18 protein-coding genes are annotated in these 19954 nt (G+C 34.8%); 4 read left to right on the top strand and 14 right to left on the bottom strand.

The window, feature by feature from the left end; translation table 11 throughout:
- Positions 1-157: 157 nt before the first annotated feature.
- From JOD29_RS14240 to JOD29_RS14225, 4 genes are all read right to left on the bottom strand, one after another.
- Positions 158-2548 (bottom strand): penicillin acylase family protein, encoded by a 2391-nt coding sequence (locus JOD29_RS14240; RefSeq protein WP_124765944.1) that lies wholly within the window; start codon positions 2546-2548, stop codon positions 158-160.
- 124 nt (positions 2549-2672) lie between these two features.
- Positions 2673-3431, bottom strand: a complete 759-nt coding sequence (locus JOD29_RS14235) for an exodeoxyribonuclease III (protein WP_124765942.1) — start codon at positions 3429-3431, stop codon at positions 2673-2675.
- A 187-nt stretch (positions 3432-3618) separates the two neighbouring features.
- Positions 3619-4533: a UDP-N-acetylmuramate dehydrogenase gene (gene murB, locus JOD29_RS14230; RefSeq protein ID WP_124765940.1), complete on the bottom strand. Its 915-nt coding sequence runs from the start codon at positions 4531-4533 to the stop codon at positions 3619-3621.
- Positions 4534-4614: 81 nt separating this feature from the next.
- Positions 4615-4926 carry a winged helix-turn-helix transcriptional regulator gene (locus JOD29_RS14225; RefSeq protein ID WP_124765938.1) on the bottom strand — a complete coding sequence of 104 codons (312 nt, stop codon included), beginning with the start codon at positions 4924-4926 and terminating at the stop codon, positions 4615-4617.
- Positions 4927-5381: 455 nt separating this feature from the next.
- Between JOD29_RS14225 and JOD29_RS14220 the strand changes: the two genes are divergently transcribed.
- Positions 5382-5726, top strand: a complete 345-nt coding sequence (locus JOD29_RS14220; protein WP_124765936.1) for a DUF2500 domain-containing protein — start codon at positions 5382-5384, stop codon at positions 5724-5726.
- A gap of 166 nt (positions 5727-5892) precedes the next feature.
- Here the strand turns inward: JOD29_RS14220 and JOD29_RS14215 are convergent, their stop codons facing one another.
- The 4 genes from JOD29_RS14215 to JOD29_RS14200 form a co-directional block, all read right to left on the bottom strand.
- Positions 5893-6531, bottom strand: coding sequence for an FMN-dependent NADH-azoreductase (locus JOD29_RS14215; protein WP_124765934.1), 639 nt, complete (start codon positions 6529-6531; stop codon positions 5893-5895).
- Positions 6532-6746: 215 nt separating this feature from the next.
- On the bottom strand, positions 6747-7673 hold the full coding sequence (locus tag JOD29_RS14210) for a manganese-dependent inorganic pyrophosphatase (protein ID WP_124765932.1): 927 nt from the start codon (positions 7671-7673) through the stop codon (positions 6747-6749).
- Positions 7674-8008: 335 nt separating this feature from the next.
- A complete protein-coding gene (locus tag JOD29_RS14205; protein WP_124765930.1) occupies positions 8009-8869 on the bottom strand; it encodes a MurR/RpiR family transcriptional regulator in 861 nt (286 codons plus the stop codon).
- A 323-nt stretch (positions 8870-9192) separates the two neighbouring features.
- On the bottom strand, positions 9193-10443 hold the full coding sequence (locus JOD29_RS14200) for an MFS transporter (protein WP_124765928.1): 1251 nt from the start codon (positions 10441-10443) through the stop codon (positions 9193-9195).
- A gap of 200 nt (positions 10444-10643) precedes the next feature.
- Here JOD29_RS14200 and thrC point away from each other — a divergent pair, with 200 nt between their 5' ends.
- The 3 genes from thrC (at position 10644) to JOD29_RS14185 (ending at position 13382) form a co-directional block, all read left to right on the top strand.
- Positions 10644-11696: a threonine synthase gene (gene thrC / locus JOD29_RS14195; protein ID WP_124765926.1), complete on the top strand. Its 1053-nt coding sequence runs from the start codon at positions 10644-10646 to the stop codon at positions 11694-11696.
- Positions 11693-12592, top strand: coding sequence for a homoserine kinase (gene thrB / locus JOD29_RS14190; protein ID WP_124765924.1), 900 nt, complete (start codon positions 11693-11695; stop codon positions 12590-12592). The genes thrC and thrB overlap by 4 nt, the downstream gene beginning before the upstream one ends.
- A gap of 142 nt (positions 12593-12734) precedes the next feature.
- Positions 12735-13382, top strand: coding sequence for an NAD(P)-dependent oxidoreductase (locus JOD29_RS14185; RefSeq protein ID WP_124765922.1), 648 nt, complete (start codon positions 12735-12737; stop codon positions 13380-13382).
- Between the two features lie 60 nt (positions 13383-13442).
- Here the strand turns inward: JOD29_RS14185 and zupT are convergent, their stop codons facing one another.
- The 6 genes from zupT to JOD29_RS14155 all read right to left on the bottom strand — a co-directional run bounded on the left by zupT (position 13443) and on the right by JOD29_RS14155 (position 19767).
- The gene (zupT, locus tag JOD29_RS14180) at positions 13443-14261 is read right to left on the bottom strand and encodes a zinc transporter ZupT (RefSeq protein WP_124765920.1); all 819 of its coding nucleotides are present in this window, start codon (positions 14259-14261) and stop codon (positions 13443-13445) included.
- Positions 14262-14629: 368 nt separating this feature from the next.
- Positions 14630-15241 (bottom strand): phosphatase PAP2 family protein, encoded by a 612-nt coding sequence (locus JOD29_RS14175; protein WP_124765918.1) that lies wholly within the window; start codon positions 15239-15241, stop codon positions 14630-14632.
- Between the two features lie 661 nt (positions 15242-15902).
- Positions 15903-16931, bottom strand: a complete 1029-nt coding sequence (locus JOD29_RS14170; RefSeq protein ID WP_124765916.1) for a siderophore ABC transporter substrate-binding protein — start codon at positions 16929-16931, stop codon at positions 15903-15905.
- 172 nt (positions 16932-17103) lie between these two features.
- Positions 17104-17871 carry an iron ABC transporter ATP-binding protein gene (locus tag JOD29_RS14165; RefSeq protein ID WP_124765914.1) on the bottom strand — a complete coding sequence of 256 codons (768 nt, stop codon included), beginning with the start codon at positions 17869-17871 and terminating at the stop codon, positions 17104-17106.
- Positions 17868-18824, bottom strand: coding sequence for an iron chelate uptake ABC transporter family permease subunit (locus JOD29_RS14160; RefSeq protein WP_124765912.1), 957 nt, complete (start codon positions 18822-18824; stop codon positions 17868-17870). Before JOD29_RS14160 ends, JOD29_RS14165 begins: the two co-directional genes overlap by 4 nt.
- Entirely contained in the window at positions 18811-19767 is a 957-nt protein-coding gene (locus JOD29_RS14155; RefSeq protein ID WP_124765910.1) for an ABC transporter permease, read from the bottom strand. The genes JOD29_RS14160 and JOD29_RS14155 overlap by 14 nt, the downstream gene beginning before the upstream one ends.
- Positions 19768-19954 lie beyond the last annotated feature (187 nt).

Below are 19954 nucleotides of genomic sequence, written 5' to 3'. Positions count from 1 at the left end.
GCTTGTTTTTCGACAATTCAAGTATATAGAAATCGGTGATTACGTGCTTTTTTATTTATGAAATTTTTTCAAACCCCAACAAATATTATAGAGCCTTTATGATTAAAAAAGAATAATAAAAAATGGGCGCTTATTTTGGATTAAACGCCCATTTCCATTATTCTGCTTTTAATTGAAGTTCGTATGTTGCATCTAATTCTCCACTAATCTTTGTCTTATGATATCGACCAAAGACCCAATCAGAAGCTTGATTATCATACCATTTTGATTTCACATGTTCACTTTGTCCAGGTGCAACCATATGATATGCATTCGATAAGTCACTTAAGTCTGCAACATATCTCCAAGATGCACCATGATCAACATTTCCATTACCATCTTCAACAGCTGCTTGTACAGTAACGTTTGAACCTCCAACTGCTTGTTTTGGAGGGTTAAGGTAAGTTGCCAAGAAATCATAAGCATTTGAAAGAGGATGTTCAAAAGTTAGTTTATTATAGCTTCCCCATTTCCACTTAGAAACTGATGTACCATACTTTGCTTTTATATCGGTAATCGTTGTTTCAAACGAACTGAACACAAGTTGCTCTACACCGCCTGCTTTTTCAACCCAAACATTTGGAGACCCTTCATATGCATCTTTTAGCATTCGGTCTGTTAGTTGGAGTTTACTTGGCATCATGTCATAAACATCTTCTGGCATAGCATCTTTAAATAGTGAATCCTGAATCTCTGACATTAATAAATTAAATATTAAAGGAGCTCCTGCATCTTTATTATCGTATAACTCCCACTCTTCAAGAAGTGTAATAATATCCTGATATTTCCCTTCAGCATCCATATCTTTTATCGTCGTTAGTATACTCGGAAGCAAGCTTTCTGCCCGTAAGTTTTTCTTATCTGATTGAATACCTTGCATATCTCCTAACTTCAAGTTATCCGCGGATTCTAACAATTCTACAATTCGTTCATAACGATATGATGGCGCCCAATAATTCGTAATATGGTATGGATATTCATCGCCAATAATTTCATTATTTGCTGTTGCGATATAGCCAGATTCAGGGTTTGTAATTGTTGGCAATTCATCAAATGGAATAAAACCTTCCCACCCATATTCAGAGGAATCACCTGGTACCGGGAATGTTCCATCTCCTTGCTTTCTTATTGGAATATTTCCAGTGGCTTTATAGGCTATTGTCCCATCTGTAGAAGCAAAGACAAAGTTTTGTGCTGGAGCTTTGAAATCTGCTAATGCTGTTTCAAATTCATCCCAATTCGTTGCTTTGTTAAATGTGAGTACAGCCTTCAATTCTGAAGTAGGTTCTAATGCTGTCCATTCAATTGAAAAGACACTAGTTGAATTTTCTTCACCATTGATGAAGTCTGAAATAATTGGACCATGACGAGTTTCAACGACTTCATAATCAATTGTTTTCCCATCTTTTACTTTAATAGGTTCTTTTCGTACTTCTGCTTGTTCCCATGCTCCATCATATTTAAATTGGGTTGGATCTTCTGGATTTGGTATTTCAATATATAGATCTTGTACGTCTGCCCCAACATCTGTTACACCCCATGCAATTGTCTCGTTATGCCCTAATAGAATTCCTGGTACACCCGGAATAATGACACCACTTACATTTTGTTCTGGTGACTCTAAATGCATTTGATACCAAATAGAAGGTGTTGATAACCCTGAATGTGGGTCATTTGCTATTAAGGGCTTTCCATTTTCTGTTTTTTCACCAGAAACAACCCAGCTATTACCACCGCTAAACTCATTTGGTAACAATTCTGTATTAAATTGTCCGTCTACTTTTACTGGATTTTCTAAGTTCGCTTCAATAATTGATTTTGCCTCTACAGAATCTTCAATTAGTAAATCCTTTAGTTGTTCCTTTGTGAAGTTTTGTAATGCCCAATGATTGAATGCTTGAGTTGTCCAAGTTCCACCTAAATCATATGCCATATATTTCCCTATTGTTAATGAATCAATAGGTGTCCAAGCTTCGGGTTGGTAACCTAAAAGTTTAAATTCGTATGATAGTTTGCTAGTACCATTTACTTCGTTTATAAATGCATTTACACCCTCGGAATACCACTCGAGAATTTGTTTCGTCTCCTCATCGTAGGCTTCATAAGATTGTTCTGCAGCATTTCTTAAACTAAACGTACGGAACAATTTGTCCGAATCAACAGCTTCTTGTCCTATAACCTCTGCCAATGTTCCACTAGCTGTACGTCGCGCTAAATCCATTTGGAATAAACGGTCCTGTGCTTGTACATAACCTTGTGCACGATATAAATCTGCATCGGATTTTGCTTCAATATGAGGTACTCCTGTCCCATCTCGATTCACGACTACATCTTCATCTAAAACCGTTACAATTGCCTCTCCTTCGATTGTTGGCTTGGAATTTCCAACATACAAATGAATTCCGATGACAATCAATCCACCTACTACAATGACTAACCCTACAATCCAAATTATCAAATCTATAAGTTTTCTAGTTTTTCTTCGTTTTGAATTTGAATTTGATTCCATTTAATTTAACCCACCTCTTTCATTTGGGAGATTCCCCTCTGGTAATTTATCTACTATATAGTACATGTTCCGATAGTTAGAAGAAAGTCTTGCCCTATCATTTTTGGAAAAATTCATACTGAAGTTATATCGAATCTAATTCTAATATTATTGGACAATGATCGCTACCTAAAACATGCGGATGGATGTCTGCCACTTTAATATTTTTTGTTAAACAATTAGATACAATAAAATAATCAATACGCCATCCGATATTACGTTCACGTACTTTTGCCATATAGGACCACCAAGTGAAGGCATCTGTTCTTTCAGGGTGTAAAAATCGAAAAGAATCAGTAAATCCTGATGCTAATAAATCCGACATTTTCCCTCGTTCTTCAAGTGTGAAGCCTGAATTCCCCATATTTGATTTTGCATTTTTCAAGTCGACATCCATATGAGCGACATTAAGGTCCCCACAGTATATCACAGGTTTTACCTCATCTAATTGTTTTAGATACACAAGTAAGTCCTCTTCCCATTGTAACCTCTTAGGAAGTCTTGCTAAGTCTCGCTGTGCATTTGGTGTATATACATTAACTAAATAAAAATTTTCATATTCTAAAGTAATAATACGTCCTTCTTCTTCATCTTCCTTTTGTCCAACACCATACTTCACAGTTAGAGGCTTATGTTTTGTAAAGATGGCCGTTCCGGAATACCCTTTTTTTTCGGCATAGTTCCAATACTGAAGGTAATTCTCAAACGGTAGGTCGATTTGGCCTTCTTGACATTTTGTTTCTTGAATACAGAAAAAATCTGCATCCATTTCATGAAAATATTCTTCAAATCCCTTTTTCACACATGCACGTATTCCATTAACATTCCAAGATATAAATTTCATTTTCAAACTCCCTCTATGTATACTATGCTTTTGCAAATCAACATCCTTTTTCCTATTCGTAATAGGTCGCCGTTATTCGACATGCAGCCTTACTAGAAGTAAGTTTACTAAATAACATTCATAAACAAAAGCGCCTTTCAGTTTTGAAAGGCGCTCTATATCCAAATTATTGGGTCTTAAATCCGGTTTATTGATCTTCGCCAACAATTTTCACTTCTAATTCAAGGTCTACATTAAACTTTTCTTTTACTACACGTTGAACCATCTTGATGGTTTCAATATAATCCGTTGCTGTTGCACCGCCTTTATTAATTATAAAGCCAGCATGTTTTGTCGAAACTTCTGCACCGCCAACGCCTTTTCCTTGCAAGCCACTGTCTTGTATAAGTTTACCCGCAAAATACCCAGGTGGTCGTTTAAACACACTACCCGCAGAAGGATATTCCAAAGGTTGCTTTGACTCACGTTTATATGTTAGGTCTGCAATTTTTGCATCAATTTCAAGTTGATCGCCTTTTTCAAGTACAAACTGTGATGATAAAACAAAATATCCTTTTTTAGAAATTACGCTTTTACGATAGTCTAATTCAAGTTCATCCTTCGTTAAAACTTTACGCTCTCCCTCAGGTGTTAACACTGTACATAAATGGATAATATCTTTTATTTCTCCACCATAAGCACCAGCATTCATTGCCATCGCTCCACCAACTGAGCCTGGAATACCACAAGCAAATTCAAAACCTGTCAAACTATGTTCAGCTGCTAATTTTGAAACATCCTTTATTAATGCTCCACTTTGTGCGTAGATTTCATTACCATCCACTTTAATTTCATTTAAGTTCGAAAAAGACACAACAATACCGCGCACGCCACCATCACGCACTACCATGTTAGAGCCATTTCCTAACATTAAAAGTGGTACATTATTTTGATAGGCATAATGAACAACAAAAGCTGCCTCTTCTTCAGTATCAGGCAAGACGAATACATCAGCATTACCGCCAAGCTTCGTCATGGTATAGTTTTTTAGACTTTCATTTAGTCTAATATTATTTGAATTTATTACTTGGGCTAAGTCTTCTGCCCATTTATTTATCGTCATAAAAGCATATTCCTTTCCAGTATACATACAATACTCTTTCATAAGTATCTGTAATTTCAAGCTTTTTGACAAGTATTTATACTATGATTCCAACCAATTTTGTGACCATTTTTCAACTTCACGAATAGCCCCTTCTAAAGCAAAGCCTTTATCAGTTAATGAATACTCAACTCGAATTGGTACTTCTGGAAATACCTTTCTTTCAACAATCCCCTCTTTCTCTAATTCCTTTAGACGCTCTGATAATAAACGACCGCTTACAGGTAAGGCTGATTCAATTTCGTTAAAACGTTGAGAGCCTTCTAATAATTGATATAGGATTAATGTTGTCCACCGTTTTCCTAAAAGTTCCATTGCTTTTGCTAGTCGAGGACATAATGATGATTCTTTCACTTATGTTCACCTCTGATCTGTGTCTGCTAAGTATATTGATTAAACAAATATTGATGATTGGGTATAGCTATAAATGTAGCAATTTACATCTAGTTACGAAAAGTAACTTTACTTACATTGTACCAAAAATTCACTAATTAATAACATTAAATTTAATTTGTTTTTAATGAAATACTAGTAACTAATGTAATAATATGGGGATTGACGTGTGATGGTGCCAATTTATCGCTTTTTATTAGCCCTTTTCTAACCAATGTTGAAATTTCTACAATAAAAAGGAAACTTTATTTAATTCCCTCCGTAAAAGTAAATTAAGTAAGGAACCATTTATAATAATTTCTTTTGGGTGAACATCCATAACACTTCATTCATCAATACTATGAATCGATATATGATTCTATTCATTTCGACAATCAATTTCAATTATAATCAAAGTTACATAGGGGGGGATTGTTATGTTTTATGGGGATATCATGTTTAGTTTCGTAAACATATTTATTGTAATTGTTTTTTTAATTGTGTTTGGTAGTATTTTGGTTGCCATAATTTCCGGCATAAAGAAAAATGCGAAGAATAATGCTGCTCCTGTATTAACTGTTCCAGCTCAAGTCGTTTCAAAAAGAACTGAGGTACGAGGGGACCACTCACATACATGGTATTATTCAACTTTTGAAGTTGAAAGTGGCGATCGAATGGAATTTAGCATGCCGGGAGAAGAGTACGGATTGCTGGCAGAACAGGATTTAGGACTTCTTACTTTTCAAGGTACTCGATATAAAAGTTTTAATCGACAACGTTAGAAAGGCACAAACAGAGAGTTGATAAATGGATTCTTCTTTTCCGGCGTATAATTTATAATTTATAATTTATGACCAACCTTGATTATGCCATTATTGTGAGTTCTTCCTATTTTAAGTTAAAAAAATAATCCCAACATGTCACGGAAACATGTTGGGATTTTCTATATTAAGCGTTTACTGCTACTAATTTATTTACAGATTGTTTAACGCGTTCCATACCTTCAGCAATTATTTCTTGTGCTTGTGCAGGATTAGCGTTATGTCCTTCAATAATTACTTCATCAAGAAGTTGCATACCCGCTACGCCACCAAATACATTTTTAATATAGTTAGCTGACATTTCCATTGGCTGTGCTTCTGGAGTTGAGTAAATACCGCCACGAGCGTTTAATACAACAAACTTTTTGTCAGTCAGTAATTGAACTGCTTGACCTTCTGCAGTGTATTTGAACATGAATCCTGCTTGGTAAACATAGTCAATGAATGTATGTAGTGTTGCCGGAATTGTTAAGTTCCACATTGGGAATGCGATTACTACAACATCAGCAGCCGTTACAGCATCCATAGCTTTTTGTTTTGCAGCTAATAGACGAGATTCAAGATCAGTTAACTCTTTACCGCTTTCTACTTTACCGAAAGCATCGAATAATTGTTGGCCGAAGTAAGGCATATCTTCTTCGTAAACATCAAAAGTTGTTAAGTTTACACCTTCAACTTTTTTAGCTTCCTCAATATATGTTTCATACATTTTAGTTGAAACGCCATCTGGGCGATTATTTGCTTTAATTACTAATACGTTTGTCATAATAACTTTGCTCTCCTTTTATTTCAATGTCTAATATCTCGAAATCAAAATACAATTAGTATTCTAATAGAGAAATAGTATTTTTTCAAGAATAATAGCCTCATACTTTTGACCGAAGCACAAAAATTATTATTAAATTCATCATATAGTATTTTCATTTTTCCCCAAATTGCAAAAAAACCGACATTGACACAGAAGTGTCAACGCCGGTTTTTTTATGCTAATCCATCTGTTAAGACTGGTACAATTTGTTTTTTTCGTGATACTACACCTGGTAAATCAACTAAATTATTGTCTAAGTTTTTACCAAATGCTTTGGCTGCCGCATCTGCAGCATCGCCTACTACAACGGCTGTAGAATCGTTATTTAAAATGTCTGTTACAACGAAGAAAAATAAATTTAATCCATTTACTTCTACATTTTTATTGAGTAATGTTACTAATTCGTCTTTACGACTTAAAACATCGTTAAGATCTACAGCATTTACTTGAGCCACCACTGATTTAACATTACCAAAAGTAAATTCTTTCGCATCTAATGAAAGTAAATCCTCTAAAGATTTATCTGAAAGGTCAGCCCCTGCTTTTAACATTGCTAATCCATATTCATTAACATCTACCCCAGCTTTTTCAGCTAGTTCTTTCCCTGCTTGTACATCTTGTTCTGTACAAGTAGGCGACTTGAACAATAACGTATCTGAAACAATTGCCGAAAGCATAAGACCTGCAATATTTGATGGGACCTCTACAGAGTGTTCTTTGAAAATTTTATTTAAAATTGTCGCTGTACATCCAACAGGTTCAGCACGGTAATATAATGGGTCTGAAGTTTCGAAATTTGCTATACGGTGATGGTCAATAACTTCAGTTACTTTTACCGATTCAATTCCATCAGCGGATTGCTGACGTTCATTGTGGTCAACTAAAATTACTTCACTTGCTTCATTTGAAACATTCTCAATTAAACGAGGTGCTTCAAATCCAAATTTCTCTAATGCATATTTTGTTTCGTTGTTTACTTCACCTAAACGAACCGCTTCTGCATCTACACCTAATTGTTGTTTTAAATAGGCATAAACGATTGCAGATGTAATTGTATCTGTATCTGGATTTTTATGTCCGAAAACTAACACTTTGCTCATTAATTAGTGCCTCCTAAGGTTTGTTCCAATATTCCCATTTATTTTATCACACCATTACATAAATTTAAAAATAGAACATAATTGTGTAGGATGTATAGGGCTCGCGCGTGTAGCGTTTTTACCTACGCGGGTGTGAACGAGCCGCCTTTGCTTTTCTTATTGTCTAGCTACGGCGGCTACACCCTCGAGGTCACTTCGACAATACCTGCAAAGGCAAAAAGCGCCTTCGCCGGTATTGCCTCCAGTGCTTGTCGGGTGTGAACGAGCCGCCTTTGCTTTTCTTTCAAAAAAGCGTATTCGTAAATGCCCCCGCAATTTACGAATACGCTCTCTGATTATTGTAGTGACCGAACTGTTTCTTGGAATAAAAAATTACTTTCTATTTTGGAGTTTGCCTCCTGAAACGATAGATATTGTCTCTTATTTTGTGCTATCATGCCTTCGATTAACGCATGCATTAACGCACTATATGAAGTAATTGTTTCATTTGAAGATTGCTTTTGCGATCCAACTGTAAATAAAATCTCAGCATAGTCACGAATAGGTGATAATGCAGAGTTTGTAATTGCAAATACCTTTACTTTTTTGTTACTAGCTAATTTTGCAATTGTTAACGCATCTTCAAGAATTGAATCAAGCGCCACGACGATTAGAAGTGATTTATCATCCATATTACTAATTTGTTGGACGATATGATCCACATCATGCTGAATTTGTTTTACATGTTTTCTTAAGTTCTTTAAAGTTGATGTAAGAAAACTTGCTGCTGGAGCAGATTGTCTAAACCCTAATATATATATATCTTCTGCTTTATGCATCCACTTAGACGCCTTCTCAAATTGAACGTCATTGATATGTTGAATCGTATCTAGGATGTTTGCTACATCACGATTCATAACTTCACTTACCAAGTGTTCATGTTTAACTGTAAATAAGACTTGATTTGACTTTACTTCTCCTCTAACTTCTCCAGCTATATCAGACTTTATTTTTTCCTGAAGTTCAACATAACCAGTTAAATCCATTGCATAACAAAAGCGAATTACTGTTGATTCACTAATTCCTATTAATTTCCCCACTTCAGAAGCAGTATGGGTAGTAACTAAGTTTGGATTGTCAATAACAAACTGCGCTACTTTTCGTTGGCCTCTTGATAGCCTTATAAATCGCTTTTTAACTTCATCACAGAAACTCATTTTCGTTACCTTTTCCTCCTCATTAAAATTGTATACAAATCTAATTTAATAAAAGTTAGATTATCATTAATATTAATCGAATACAATGAGTTTTCAGAAAAAACTTTAACGCATCAAACTAAAAAATTAAAAAAGACAAAAAATTGCCATAATCCAGAAATATCCTTTATTTTTCAAAATACTTTAATAAAAAAAGAAGTTATCTATAGTTTTTATAGATAACTTCTCGTTTTTTATAAATTTCTGTCTTTTGTTCCTATATCTTTAATCAAATGAAGAAATGTAAACACAATTCAAAATTCCGATTCTTAGAGGCAAATCAATTATTCCAACTCTGTTTGTTTCGTCTCTTTTCCTAAAAACAATACTGCAGCAGCACCAATAATAATTGCCCCACAGAAGATAGCAAAAATAGACCCAATTTCATAACCTACAGCCAATAGCCACCCAACTAATAAAGGGCCAAATATTCCACCAATACGTCCTACAGCAGCAGCCATCCCAGTTCCTGTACCTCGAATTACAGTTGGATATTGTTCTGGTGTATAAGCATATAGTGCACCCCAAGCTCCTAAATTAAAGAATGATAATAATATTCCAGAAATTAATAAAATCGAAATAGTTTCTGCATTACCAAAGATAAAAGCACTCACTGCAGTACCTAGTAAATACGTGACTAAAACAAATTTTCTTCCTAAACGCTCAATAAACCATGCAGCTGTAAAATAACCTGGAAGCTGTGCTAATGTCATAATTAATACATACTTAAAGCTAGTAATTAAGTCGAACCCTTTCCCAACCATCACGCTCGGCAACCATAAAAACATTCCATAATATGAAAATACAACAGTAAACCATAAAATCCATAGCATTAATGTAGGCCTAGAGTATTTTTTGGACCATACATCAACTATATTTTTCATAATTGATCGTCTTTTCGTTTCTTCTTTAGCTGTAAATTGTGGAGAATCAGGTAAATGTAAACGAATATAAACTGCATAGAATGCTGGTATTGCAGTTAGTATTAATGCAACCCGCCAACCTTCTATTGGCCAAAAGTCTGCTGGTATTACAAAATAAGAAATGATAGCCGCCAATAACCAACCTGCAGCCCAAAAACTTTCTAGTAGTACAACAACGCGTCCTCGTTCCTTAGCTTCTACACTTTCAGATACCAATGTAGATGCTACAGGTAATTCACCTCCAAGCCCCATTCCTACAAAGAAGCGCAAAATTAAAAATAATCCTAATGTTGTCGTAAAGGCAGACAACCCACTTGCTACTGAGAAAATAACAAGCGTACAAATAAAAATTGTTTTTCGCCCGACTTTGTCAGCAAATACACCAAATATAAGTGCACCTACAGCCATCCCGATGGAGTTAATACTACCAATCCAACCCATTTGGCTTGAACTTAACCCCCAATCAACAGCTAGTGCAGCAATTACAAACGATAAAATTCCGACATCCATAGCGTCAAACAACCAACCAATTCCCGCAACTCTTAATAATTTGTTACGAGATATTTCATTCGTTTTCACACTTGATGGGTCAGAAACAAATACTTTACTCATTGTCTATTCACCTGTCTTTACTTTAGTTACATATAAGTAAACAATACATATTATTGAATCACATGACAATAATAAATTGATAAACAAACTATATAGTTATTTTACCGATTTCTATTGAAATATACGTCTCTTTTGCGTAAAATGTCTCTTATATACAAACAACTGTTCATCTTGTGAGAACAAAAGGAGATAATTTCGTTATGTGGAAAGGTTTAATTGAAGAATATAAACAATATTTACCCGTTACAGAAAAAACACCTGCACTTACTTTAAATGAAGGAAATACTCCATTAATTCATCTAGTTAATCTTTCGAGAGAATTGGGCATCGAATTATACGGTAAAGTTGAAGGTGCAAACCCAACAGGATCATTTAAAGACCGTGGTATGGTATTCGCTGTTGCAAAAGCAATAGAAGATGGTGCTAAATGTGTTATTTGTGCTTCAACTGGTAACACTTCTGCAGCTGCTTCTGCTTATGCGGCACGTGCTGGAATTCAATCAATCGTGGTTATTCCAAAAGGTAAAGTAGCTCTTGGTAAATTAGCACAAGCATGTATGTACGGCGCGAAAATTATTGAGATTGACGGAAACTTCGATGATGCTTTAAAAATAGTACGTGAAGTTAGTGAAACAACTCCTGTTGCATTAGTTAACTCTGTTAACCCTTATCGAATAGAGGGGCAAAAAACTGCTGCATTTGAAATTGTAGACAGCCTAGGCTCAGCTCCAGATTACCTATGTATTCCAGTAGGAAATGCAGGAAATATCACAGCTTATTGGAAGGGCTTTAAAGAATATAATGAGGTTAAACAATCTGGCCTTCCTAAAATGTACGGCTTTGAAGCTGAAGGTGCAGCTGCAATTGTTAAAGGTGAACCTATTTCAAATCCGGAAACAGTTGCGACAGCTATCCGAATCGGTAACCCTGCAAGTTGGAAATTTGCTGAGGCTGCACGTGACGAATCAAACGGAATTATTGATTTAGTTACAGATGACGAGATTCTAGCTGCATATAAATTAATTGCTAGTACTGAAGGTATTTTTGTTGAACCAGGTTCTGCAGCATCACTTGCTGGTGTTATTAAATCTGTTGAAAATGGCAAAATTGAAAAAGGCAGTCGTGTAGTTACAGTATTTACTGGTAACGGGTTAAAAGACCCTGACACAGCAATGAAAGTTTCTACTGTGGATTTAGTTTCCCTTAACAATGATGAAGAAGAGATTCAAAAATACATTGAGGGGATTCTATGAGTAAAAAATGGCAAATCACTGTTCCGGGAAGTACAGCTAACTTAGGACCTGGATTTGACTCAATTGGATTAGGCTTGTCTCTCTACTTAAAGCTAACCGTTACTCTTCAAGACACTTGGGAAATTGTACATTTATCTGACCATCTTCCAAAAGAGATTGTCATCGAAGATCATTTAATTTACAAAATTGCTAAAGAAACTGCAGAACGATATGGGAAAGAACTCCCTGCTTGCAAAATAGAGATGTCTAGTGAGCTACCATTCGCTCGTGGATTAGGTAGTAGCGCTGCAGCGATAGTAGCTGGTATTGAACTAACAAATATTCTCTGCGATTTAGATTTAACAACACAAGATAAATTAAATATATCCTCTCAAATTGAAGGGCATCCTGATAATGCTTCTGCATCTGTATTAGGTGGACTTACAATTTCTTCAATGAATGAAGATGGAATTGTTGATACAATCCATGTACAGGATATTGATGCATCTTTTGTTGTTTTTATCCCAAATGTAGAACTAAAAACATCAGTAGCAAGACAAGTTTTACCAGAACAATTTGATCGACAATATGCCGTTCGTGCAAGTGCAAATGCAAATATGCTTGCTGCATCATTAGTTTTAAAGGATTATGAACGTATCGGTCATTATATGGAAAGGGATTTATTTCATGAACCTTTCCGCGCATCATTAGTGCCTGAGTTTTATGAAATTCATCAATCCGCAAAAGAAGCTGGTGCATATGGTACAGCATTAAGTGGAGCTGGACCAACACTAATATCAATTATTCCATCCGCTATTGGTGAACAGTTTGTAACACGAATGGAAAAAATATTCCCTAATCATCAAGTTATTTTAACGAAAGCTGACCATTTAGGGGTTCTTACAGTAGAAGTTTAATAGTCAGTAGTCATATATTAATAATCTTCATCATATAATTTATTAAGAAAGTCGGTTCTTCGAATTGAACCGGCTTTTTTCATCTACTCATCCTTGAGAATCTAATAGGATAAGTAAGAACCGTTGAAAGGGGAAATGCTTGATGAAGATTGGCATCATAGGTGCAAATGGCAAAGCTGGTGAAAACATTCTACGCGAAGCACTATTAAGGGGCTTCGATGTGACGGCAATTGTACGAAATAAAGAAAAACTCTATATTCAAGACATCCCCATCATTGAAAAGGAAATTTTCGACCTTACAAGAAATGAGCTTTCACAATTTGATGTTGTTGTGAATGCCTTTGAAGAAAATCCGGGAGAACAACACCTTTACACCGAGGTCGGGCGTCATTTAATCTCCTTATTAGAAGACACCCATACAAAACTATTTGTCATTGGTGGTGCTGGAAGTTTAATTGTTGATACTGAATCTAGTACACATCTTATCGGTATTCCAAACCTCTCTGAGAAAAATAAAGAAATAGCTAAACAAAGATTAGAAATTTTACGTTTTTTACAACAGTCTTCAATTCGCTGGACATTTTTAAGCCCCTCAATCATTTTTGACGCTGATGGTCCTCGCACAGGGCACTACATCCTTGGTAAAGGTCGCATATTGTTAAATTCCCAATACCTTAGTTATGTTAGTTATGCAGATTACGCAATTGCAGTAATCGATGAAATTGAGAATCCTCAATTTGAAAATGAGCAAGTCATTGTCGCTTCTGAGAACGCTACAATTGCTTCGTAACTCCCCTTATATCAATAGTAACAATAAATCCCCTTCATGAGATCGAAGGGGATTTATGACTTATACTAATAACACCAAGCTCACTGCCATCACGGCCATTCCGGCTACTAACCCATAAATAGATAAATGAGTTTCATCGTACTTTTTTGCAGCTGGCAGTAATTCATCCAATGATATAAATACCATAATACCCGCTACTGCTGCAAAAATAACTCCAAACATTACATCAGTAAGGAATGGCGTTAAGATTAAATAAGCAACAATTGCTCCCACTGGCTCTGCAAGACCCGAAAAGAAAGATAGCTTAAATGCCTTTTTACGGATCCCCGTTGCAAAATAAATCGGTACAGCCACCGCGATTCCTTCAGGGATATTATGAATAGCCACAGCAATTGCAATCGCAGTTCCAACGTTCGGATCTTGGATCGCTGACATAAAGGTTGCAATCCCTTCAGGAAAGTTATGAATTGCGATAGCAAGAGCAGTAAATACACCCATCTTCATTAGTTTTTCTGATTCCTCAATTCTTGTATCCACCTTAACAGCATTGACGTCCTCTACTGTTTTTACCTCATGTGGATTCTTCCCTTTAGGAATGAATTTGTCTATTAAAGCAATAAAAATCATCCCACCGAAGAAGCCTAAAATCGTCATCCAATATCCTTGTGATTCACCAAGTGCTGTAGTTAATGATTGTTTTGCTTTAAAGAATATTTCAACTAATGAAACGTAAATCATTACTCCTGCAGAAAAACCTAATGCTACAGACAAAAACTTCTTATTTGTCCTAGACGTAAAAAATGCAATTAAAGCCCCAACCCCAGTAGCTAAACCAGCAAAAAGCGTCAAACCTAAAGCGAAGAGAACATTTCCTTCCATTTAGTCGATCTCCTTATTCTTCTTTTAATATTAGTATTATATTGCAGAAGTTTCCTTAGTGCAACTTTTTTAGCCTAGGTTATATTTTGTGAGTGAGATAAACTTTTATCACAATAAAAAGGACTGTGACCTTAGTATAAATGAGGAGAATCTACTTCTAATGTATGTAAGGAAGGCTTATATAGCAGATATAATGAAGATATTCAGTTTAACTTCCTCTAAGTTAGACAAAAGCATAAATAGAGCAATAAAAAAATAGGGTGAGAAAATCACTACGATTACTCACCCCATTTGCATTTTTATATGTTGATTGTGACCATTAAAAAGGATGAGTTCCGTTTAGAATCACAGTCTTTTTATTTTAATCCTTAAGAGTTCCTTTTTACTTTTTTAACTGTACTTTCATACCATATGACACAAAGAATGAACCAACTATACCCTAAACTCCAGCCTGCGATCACATCTGATATGTAGTGACGGCTTTCAGAAACTCTTGATAGCCCTGTAAGAAATGTAAGAAAAACAGCTACCACCCAAATTGTTATTACTATCCTATTGTTTGTTTTCAGGGCTTTAGAAAGTAGATACGCTATCGTAAATATATATAGTAAACCAATCATTGCATGTCCAGATGGGAAACTATACGATGTTAATTGATCCAATAGTTCTGGTCTAGGACGTTGAATCCAGTTCTTTACTAATTGATTTAGTACATTTCCTAATGCGATTGTTAATAGAACAAAAATCATAGCACGATAATTTCTTTGTCTTAACCACAATATTATTAACAAAAGAAGTGCAACAAAAATAATGAACTTTGTTTCACCTATATAATGAAAAAGTGTAATGAAATCATTGCCAGCTAATAACTTAGAAAACATGTGATCTAATTGAATAACAAAGTCTTTTTCATAACTAAAGAATAAGTATGTAAAGATCATAAAAGTAAGTATGGCTAAAGAATAAGCCCATTTTTTCATTCAAATTCCACCCTACAAAAATTTACTAAATATATAGTAACATAAAACTCTATTAATACTTTTCGTATTTTATTACACATACTAATCAGTTTTTACTTATAAAAGCTTTGGAATTTACATTTTTAATGAAAGTAAAAACAGTAACCAGTAATGGACAATTCCATAATATGTATTGTCAAAAGATAAAAGACCCTAGAAAAAGAATTCTCTACCAGTTGTCTACAGCCTTTAATATCCCCTGATCGGACGTTACGCAAATTGATCTTTCTACCACTAAATAGTTACCATGTTCCTATATTAATAACATACTCAGGTCTTGGTGGCTTATCACCTTGTTCTTGATTTTTTCATTGTGTACTGCAATACGCTCTGGAATCTACTCCCATTGTTTCCAGGCTGCTATAGACACCCGACGGATTACCATCATTACGTCTTCTTCTCCACGGCGTATATTTTTCACAAGTAGCTCACGACTAATAAAACCTTTTCATTGCTCGATTAAGGTTGGATTCTGACCTGGCTTTTTTTAAAACACTCTAGGACTTTATCTAAATTTCCTTCATTAACAGTCCTCTTACGCATTTGAACAAACATGATCATGCCCCTAATCATAAGAAAGGCTGTCCAACATAGTGGACAGCCTTCTCTATAGAAATATCGATTATTTTAATTCATCTAAAATTTCTTGGATTTTTTCTAACTCAGTTGGTACGCCACCGCTTGCGAAGTACCAGTTACCACCATAAAGGTAAACGATTTTATCTTCTTTGTATGCACGAGTTTTTTTAATAATGTCGTTTTCAACATCAGCTTTCAGCGCATCATTGTCTTTTGCATTACGGTCAATCACTAATAATACTTCTGGGTCAACAGATAATATGGACTCATAACTGAAGTCAGAACCATGTGAGCTTGAGTCAATACCAGTAGTAGATGGTTTGAAACCAAAATCATCATATACGTATGCGAAACGAGAATCTTCACCGTTGTCAAAACCAGAGATTTTCTTTTCGTTGTACATTGCAACTAAAGCATTTTCATAACCTGCAGATTTTTCTTTAATTTCAGCAACTTTTGCATCTAGCTCTGCATTTAGAGCTTTCGCTTCTTCTTCTTTACCGAAGATTTGACCTGCAAGTACTGCTCCTTCTTTAATACCTTCAATATAATTTTCGTTATCAGATGCAACAAAGATTACGTTTGGCGTAATTTCTTTTAATTGATCATACATTGAAGCTTGACGACCAGAAATGAAAATTACATCTGGCTCAAGTGATGCTAATAATTCAAAGTCGATTTCTTTTAAAGAACCTAAATCTGTATATTCATCAGAAGAATATTTTTCTTCTAAGTCTGCAGGCATATTTGATTTTGGAAGACCAACAATACCTTCTACTCCTAATGCTGTAAGATTATCTAAGAAACCAAAGTCTAAAGTAACAATACGCTCTGGCATTTCTTCTAAAGTTACATCTTCAAATAGTGTTTTTGCCCCTGATTCTTCATCTACACTTTCACCAGTTAGAGATGAAACAGTCATTGGGAATGCTTCTGCATTCTCATTTGATTTCTGTTCTGTTTGCTCAGTAGCTTGTGAATCACTTGATGGCTCTGCCTCCTCATTTGATCCACATGCAGCTAAACCTACAGCTAGTACTGCTGTTGCAGCTAAAAAACTCCACTTCTTCATTTTATTGTTCTCTCCTGTTCTCTTTTACGTTTACGATAATGATAATCATTATCAATCTAATAAAAAGTATAGCACTTCAAAACAAAACGTCAACAATTTTTTGTTAAGTTTGTAAAAATCGTTTTAGAAAAGTGTTACAATTCTTACTTTTCTAAAACGATTTTTAATATTATTATGCGTGTGAATTGAAGTATACACAAATACGACAGCCATCTTGCTCTTGAACAGGAATATCCATATCATAAACTTCACGTAATGCAGCCGAGTTAATAATTTCGTTTGTTGGGCCATCTTTTACGACACGTCCATTCTTTAATGCTACGATACGATCTGAGTAAACAGATGCAAAGTTAATATCATGCAATACAATTACAACTGTTTTCCCTAACTCGTCTACTAACTTACGTAAAATTTTCATAATTTGAACAGAATGCTTCATATCCAAATTATTTAATGGTTCATCTAATAAGATATACTCTGTATCTTGTGCGATTACCATCGAAATAAACGCACGCTGTTTTTGCCCGCCAGATAATTCATCTAAATATTTATGTTGGATATTAGTTAAATTCATATATTCTATTGCTTGATCAATAATTTTTTCATCATCACTATTTAGTCGCCCTTTTGAATAAGGGTATCGCCCGAATGATACTAGCTCTCGGACTGTTAAGCGAACATTTAAATGATTGGATTGTTTTAAAATAGCCACTCGTTTTGCGAATTCATCAGACTTCATCTTTTTTACATTACTCTTATCTAAAAGGACTTCACCTGTATCAGAATCTAATAAGCGACTTACCATAGATAATAACGTCGATTTACCTGCACCATTTGGTCCAATGAAAGAAGTAATTGCTTTTGGTTGAATCGTTACAGTTACATCTTCCACGACAGGCTTTTTGCCAAAATGCTTTGTTAAACTTTTGATTTCAATCATCCTGCAGCCCTACTTTCTTTCAGTAATAAGCAAATAAAGTAAATCCCACCGATAAAGTTAATAAGGACACTAATTGTTGTATTCAAATGGAATACGTGTAATACCAAAAACTGTCCACCTACTAAAGCAATAATACTGATCAAACTGGAAGCTACAATTAAAACCGAATGTCGATATGTATTTATAAATTGGTAGGCTAAGTTTGATACAATTAATCCTAAAAAAGTAACCGGACCGACTAGCGCAGTTGAAGTAGCCATTAATATAGATGCTAAAATTAATACTTTTAGTACCATTTTATCGTAGTTTACACCTAGATTGATTGCCGAATCGCGACCTAAAGACATCACATCTAAATCACGCATCATTCGTTTACCATATATAAAAGCAGCTCCTAATATCACCATTGATATATACAATAACTCTGCCTTTACGTTATTAAAACTTGCAAATAATCGGCTTTGTAAACTTAAGTATTCAACAGGATCTATCACTACTTGGAGGAAACTAACGAAGCTCCCAAGTAATGTCCCGATAATCATCCCTGCTAGTAAAAGTAAATAAATTGGATGTTTATCTGCACGGAACAAGAAGCGATATAATATCAAAGCAAAAAGAAGCATTGCTATAATTGCTGTTCCGAAGTTTAAATATAAGTTTACGACAAAAATAGATGCTGAACCCAGGACGAAATAAATTACAGTTTGGACAACTTCATACATGGAGTCAATCCCCATAATAGAAGGCGTTAAAATTCGGTTATGCGTAATCGTTTGGAATATGATTGTTGCGTATGAAATCGCAATCCCTGTGATAACCATTGCTCCAATTCGAATTAAACGGCGAGGGAAGGCATATCCAAATCCGCCTTTAATATTATAGAAAGCAAAAAGTAAAATGAATATAAGCGCAATTACCGCTAATATAATTATTTTCGTACTATTTTTTCGCATATGCTTTCCCCCTAAATAACATCACTAAGAAGATCGCACTACCAAATACTGCGACTGTAAGGTTTACTGGAATTTCATAAGGGTATACCACTAAGCGGCTAAGAATATCACATGCTAACAAGAATACCATTCCTAGCACAATTGTATGTGGGATCGTTTTACGTAAATTATCCCCCATATAAATGGATACGATATTCGGCACGATTAACCCTAAGAAAGGAATAACCCCAACAGTTAGTACGACAGTAGTTGAAATAATAGCCACTAATACTAATCCTAAATTTAAAACCAGTTTATAACTTAAACCTAAATTTTTTGCAAAATCCTCGCCCATACCAGCAACCGTAAATTTATTAGCATATATATAGGCTAATATGATGGCTGGTATAGCTACATACAATAATTCATACCTTCCAGAAACAATTAATGTAAAGCTACCCATAAAGAATGCTTGTACGTTTTGTAAAATATCAGATTCATAACCAAGAAATGTCGAAACTGAAGATAAAATATTCCCGTACATAATTCCGATTAATGGTACAAAAATAACATCTTTAAATTTAATACGTTCAAGTAATTGCATGAAAATTAGTGTTCCAACTAAAGCGAATACAAAACTAAATATAATTTTCTGAAAATATGTTACATTAGTAAAGAAAAGCATTGAAATAATAATACCAAGCTTAGCAGCATCTAATGTCCCTGCAGTCGTTGGCGATACGAATTTGTTACGGCTCAAACTTTGCATAATTAACCCTGCAATACTCATCCCCGCACCTGCTAAAATAATTGCCATTAAACGAGGAACACGACTAATTAAGAAAATTTGTGTTTTATCTGAATCCCAATCTAGAAGATCACTCGGTTTAATATCAATTGCACCAACAAATAGCGAAATTAATGACAAAACGATTGCTGCGATTATTAACATCCACAGTCTCATTTTTATCCCCAAATTCTATTTATTCTCAAGTATGTAATGAAAATGATTCTCATCTTGAGTACATTCTTATTATAAGTAGTAAATTGTCAAAAATCAATATATAGATGAGAATGGTAATCATTTTAGCTTTTTTTCAAATCGGTATAGCTAGGAAAAAGTATGATTCGGACAAAATGAAAAACCGTCA

The organism is Lysinibacillus composti (assembly GCF_016908465.1).
Lineage (GTDB): Bacteria > Bacillota > Bacilli > Bacillales_A > Planococcaceae > Ureibacillus > Ureibacillus composti_A.
Note: the sequence above shows the minus strand (reverse complement) of the source record. Positions and strands in the feature narration are given on the sequence as shown.

Coding starts and splice junctions, on each gene's coding strand:
- JOD29_RS14200 (WP_124765928.1), bottom strand. CDS start 10,443: ATGAGTAAAGTATTTGTTTCTGACCCATCAAGTGTGAAAACGAATGAA.
- JOD29_RS14165 (WP_124765914.1), bottom strand. CDS start 17,871: ATGATTGAAATCAAAAGTTTAACAAAGCATTTTGGCAAAAAGCCTGTC.
- zupT (WP_124765920.1), bottom strand. CDS start 14,261: ATGGAAGGAAATGTTCTCTTCGCTTTAGGTTTGACGCTTTTTGCTGGT.
- murB (WP_124765940.1), bottom strand. CDS start 4,533: ATGACGATAAATAAATGGGCAGAAGACTTAGCCCAAGTAATAAATTCA.
- JOD29_RS14160 (WP_124765912.1), bottom strand. CDS start 18,824: ATGCGAAAAAATAGTACGAAAATAATTATATTAGCGGTAATTGCGCTT.
- JOD29_RS14235 (WP_124765942.1), bottom strand. CDS start 3,431: ATGAAATTTATATCTTGGAATGTTAATGGAATACGTGCATGTGTGAAA.
- JOD29_RS14155 (WP_124765910.1), bottom strand. CDS start 19,767: ATGAGACTGTGGATGTTAATAATCGCAGCAATCGTTTTGTCATTAATT.
- JOD29_RS14205 (WP_124765930.1), bottom strand. CDS start 8,869: ATGAGTTTCTGTGATGAAGTTAAAAAGCGATTTATAAGGCTATCAAGA.
- JOD29_RS14220 (WP_124765936.1), top strand. CDS start 5,382: ATGTTTTATGGGGATATCATGTTTAGTTTCGTAAACATATTTATTGTA.
- JOD29_RS14210 (WP_124765932.1), bottom strand. CDS start 7,673: ATGAGCAAAGTGTTAGTTTTCGGACATAAAAATCCAGATACAGATACA.
- thrB (WP_124765924.1), top strand. CDS start 11,693: ATGAGTAAAAAATGGCAAATCACTGTTCCGGGAAGTACAGCTAACTTA.
- JOD29_RS14215 (WP_124765934.1), bottom strand. CDS start 6,531: ATGACAAACGTATTAGTAATTAAAGCAAATAATCGCCCAGATGGCGTT.
- JOD29_RS14185 (WP_124765922.1), top strand. CDS start 12,735: ATGAAGATTGGCATCATAGGTGCAAATGGCAAAGCTGGTGAAAACATT.
- JOD29_RS14175 (WP_124765918.1), bottom strand. CDS start 15,241: ATGAAAAAATGGGCTTATTCTTTAGCCATACTTACTTTTATGATCTTT.
- JOD29_RS14170 (WP_124765916.1), bottom strand. CDS start 16,931: ATGAAGAAGTGGAGTTTTTTAGCTGCAACAGCAGTACTAGCTGTAGGT.
- thrC (WP_124765926.1), top strand. CDS start 10,644: ATGTGGAAAGGTTTAATTGAAGAATATAAACAATATTTACCCGTTACA.
- JOD29_RS14240 (WP_124765944.1), bottom strand. CDS start 2,548: ATGGAATCAAATTCAAATTCAAAACGAAGAAAAACTAGAAAACTTATA.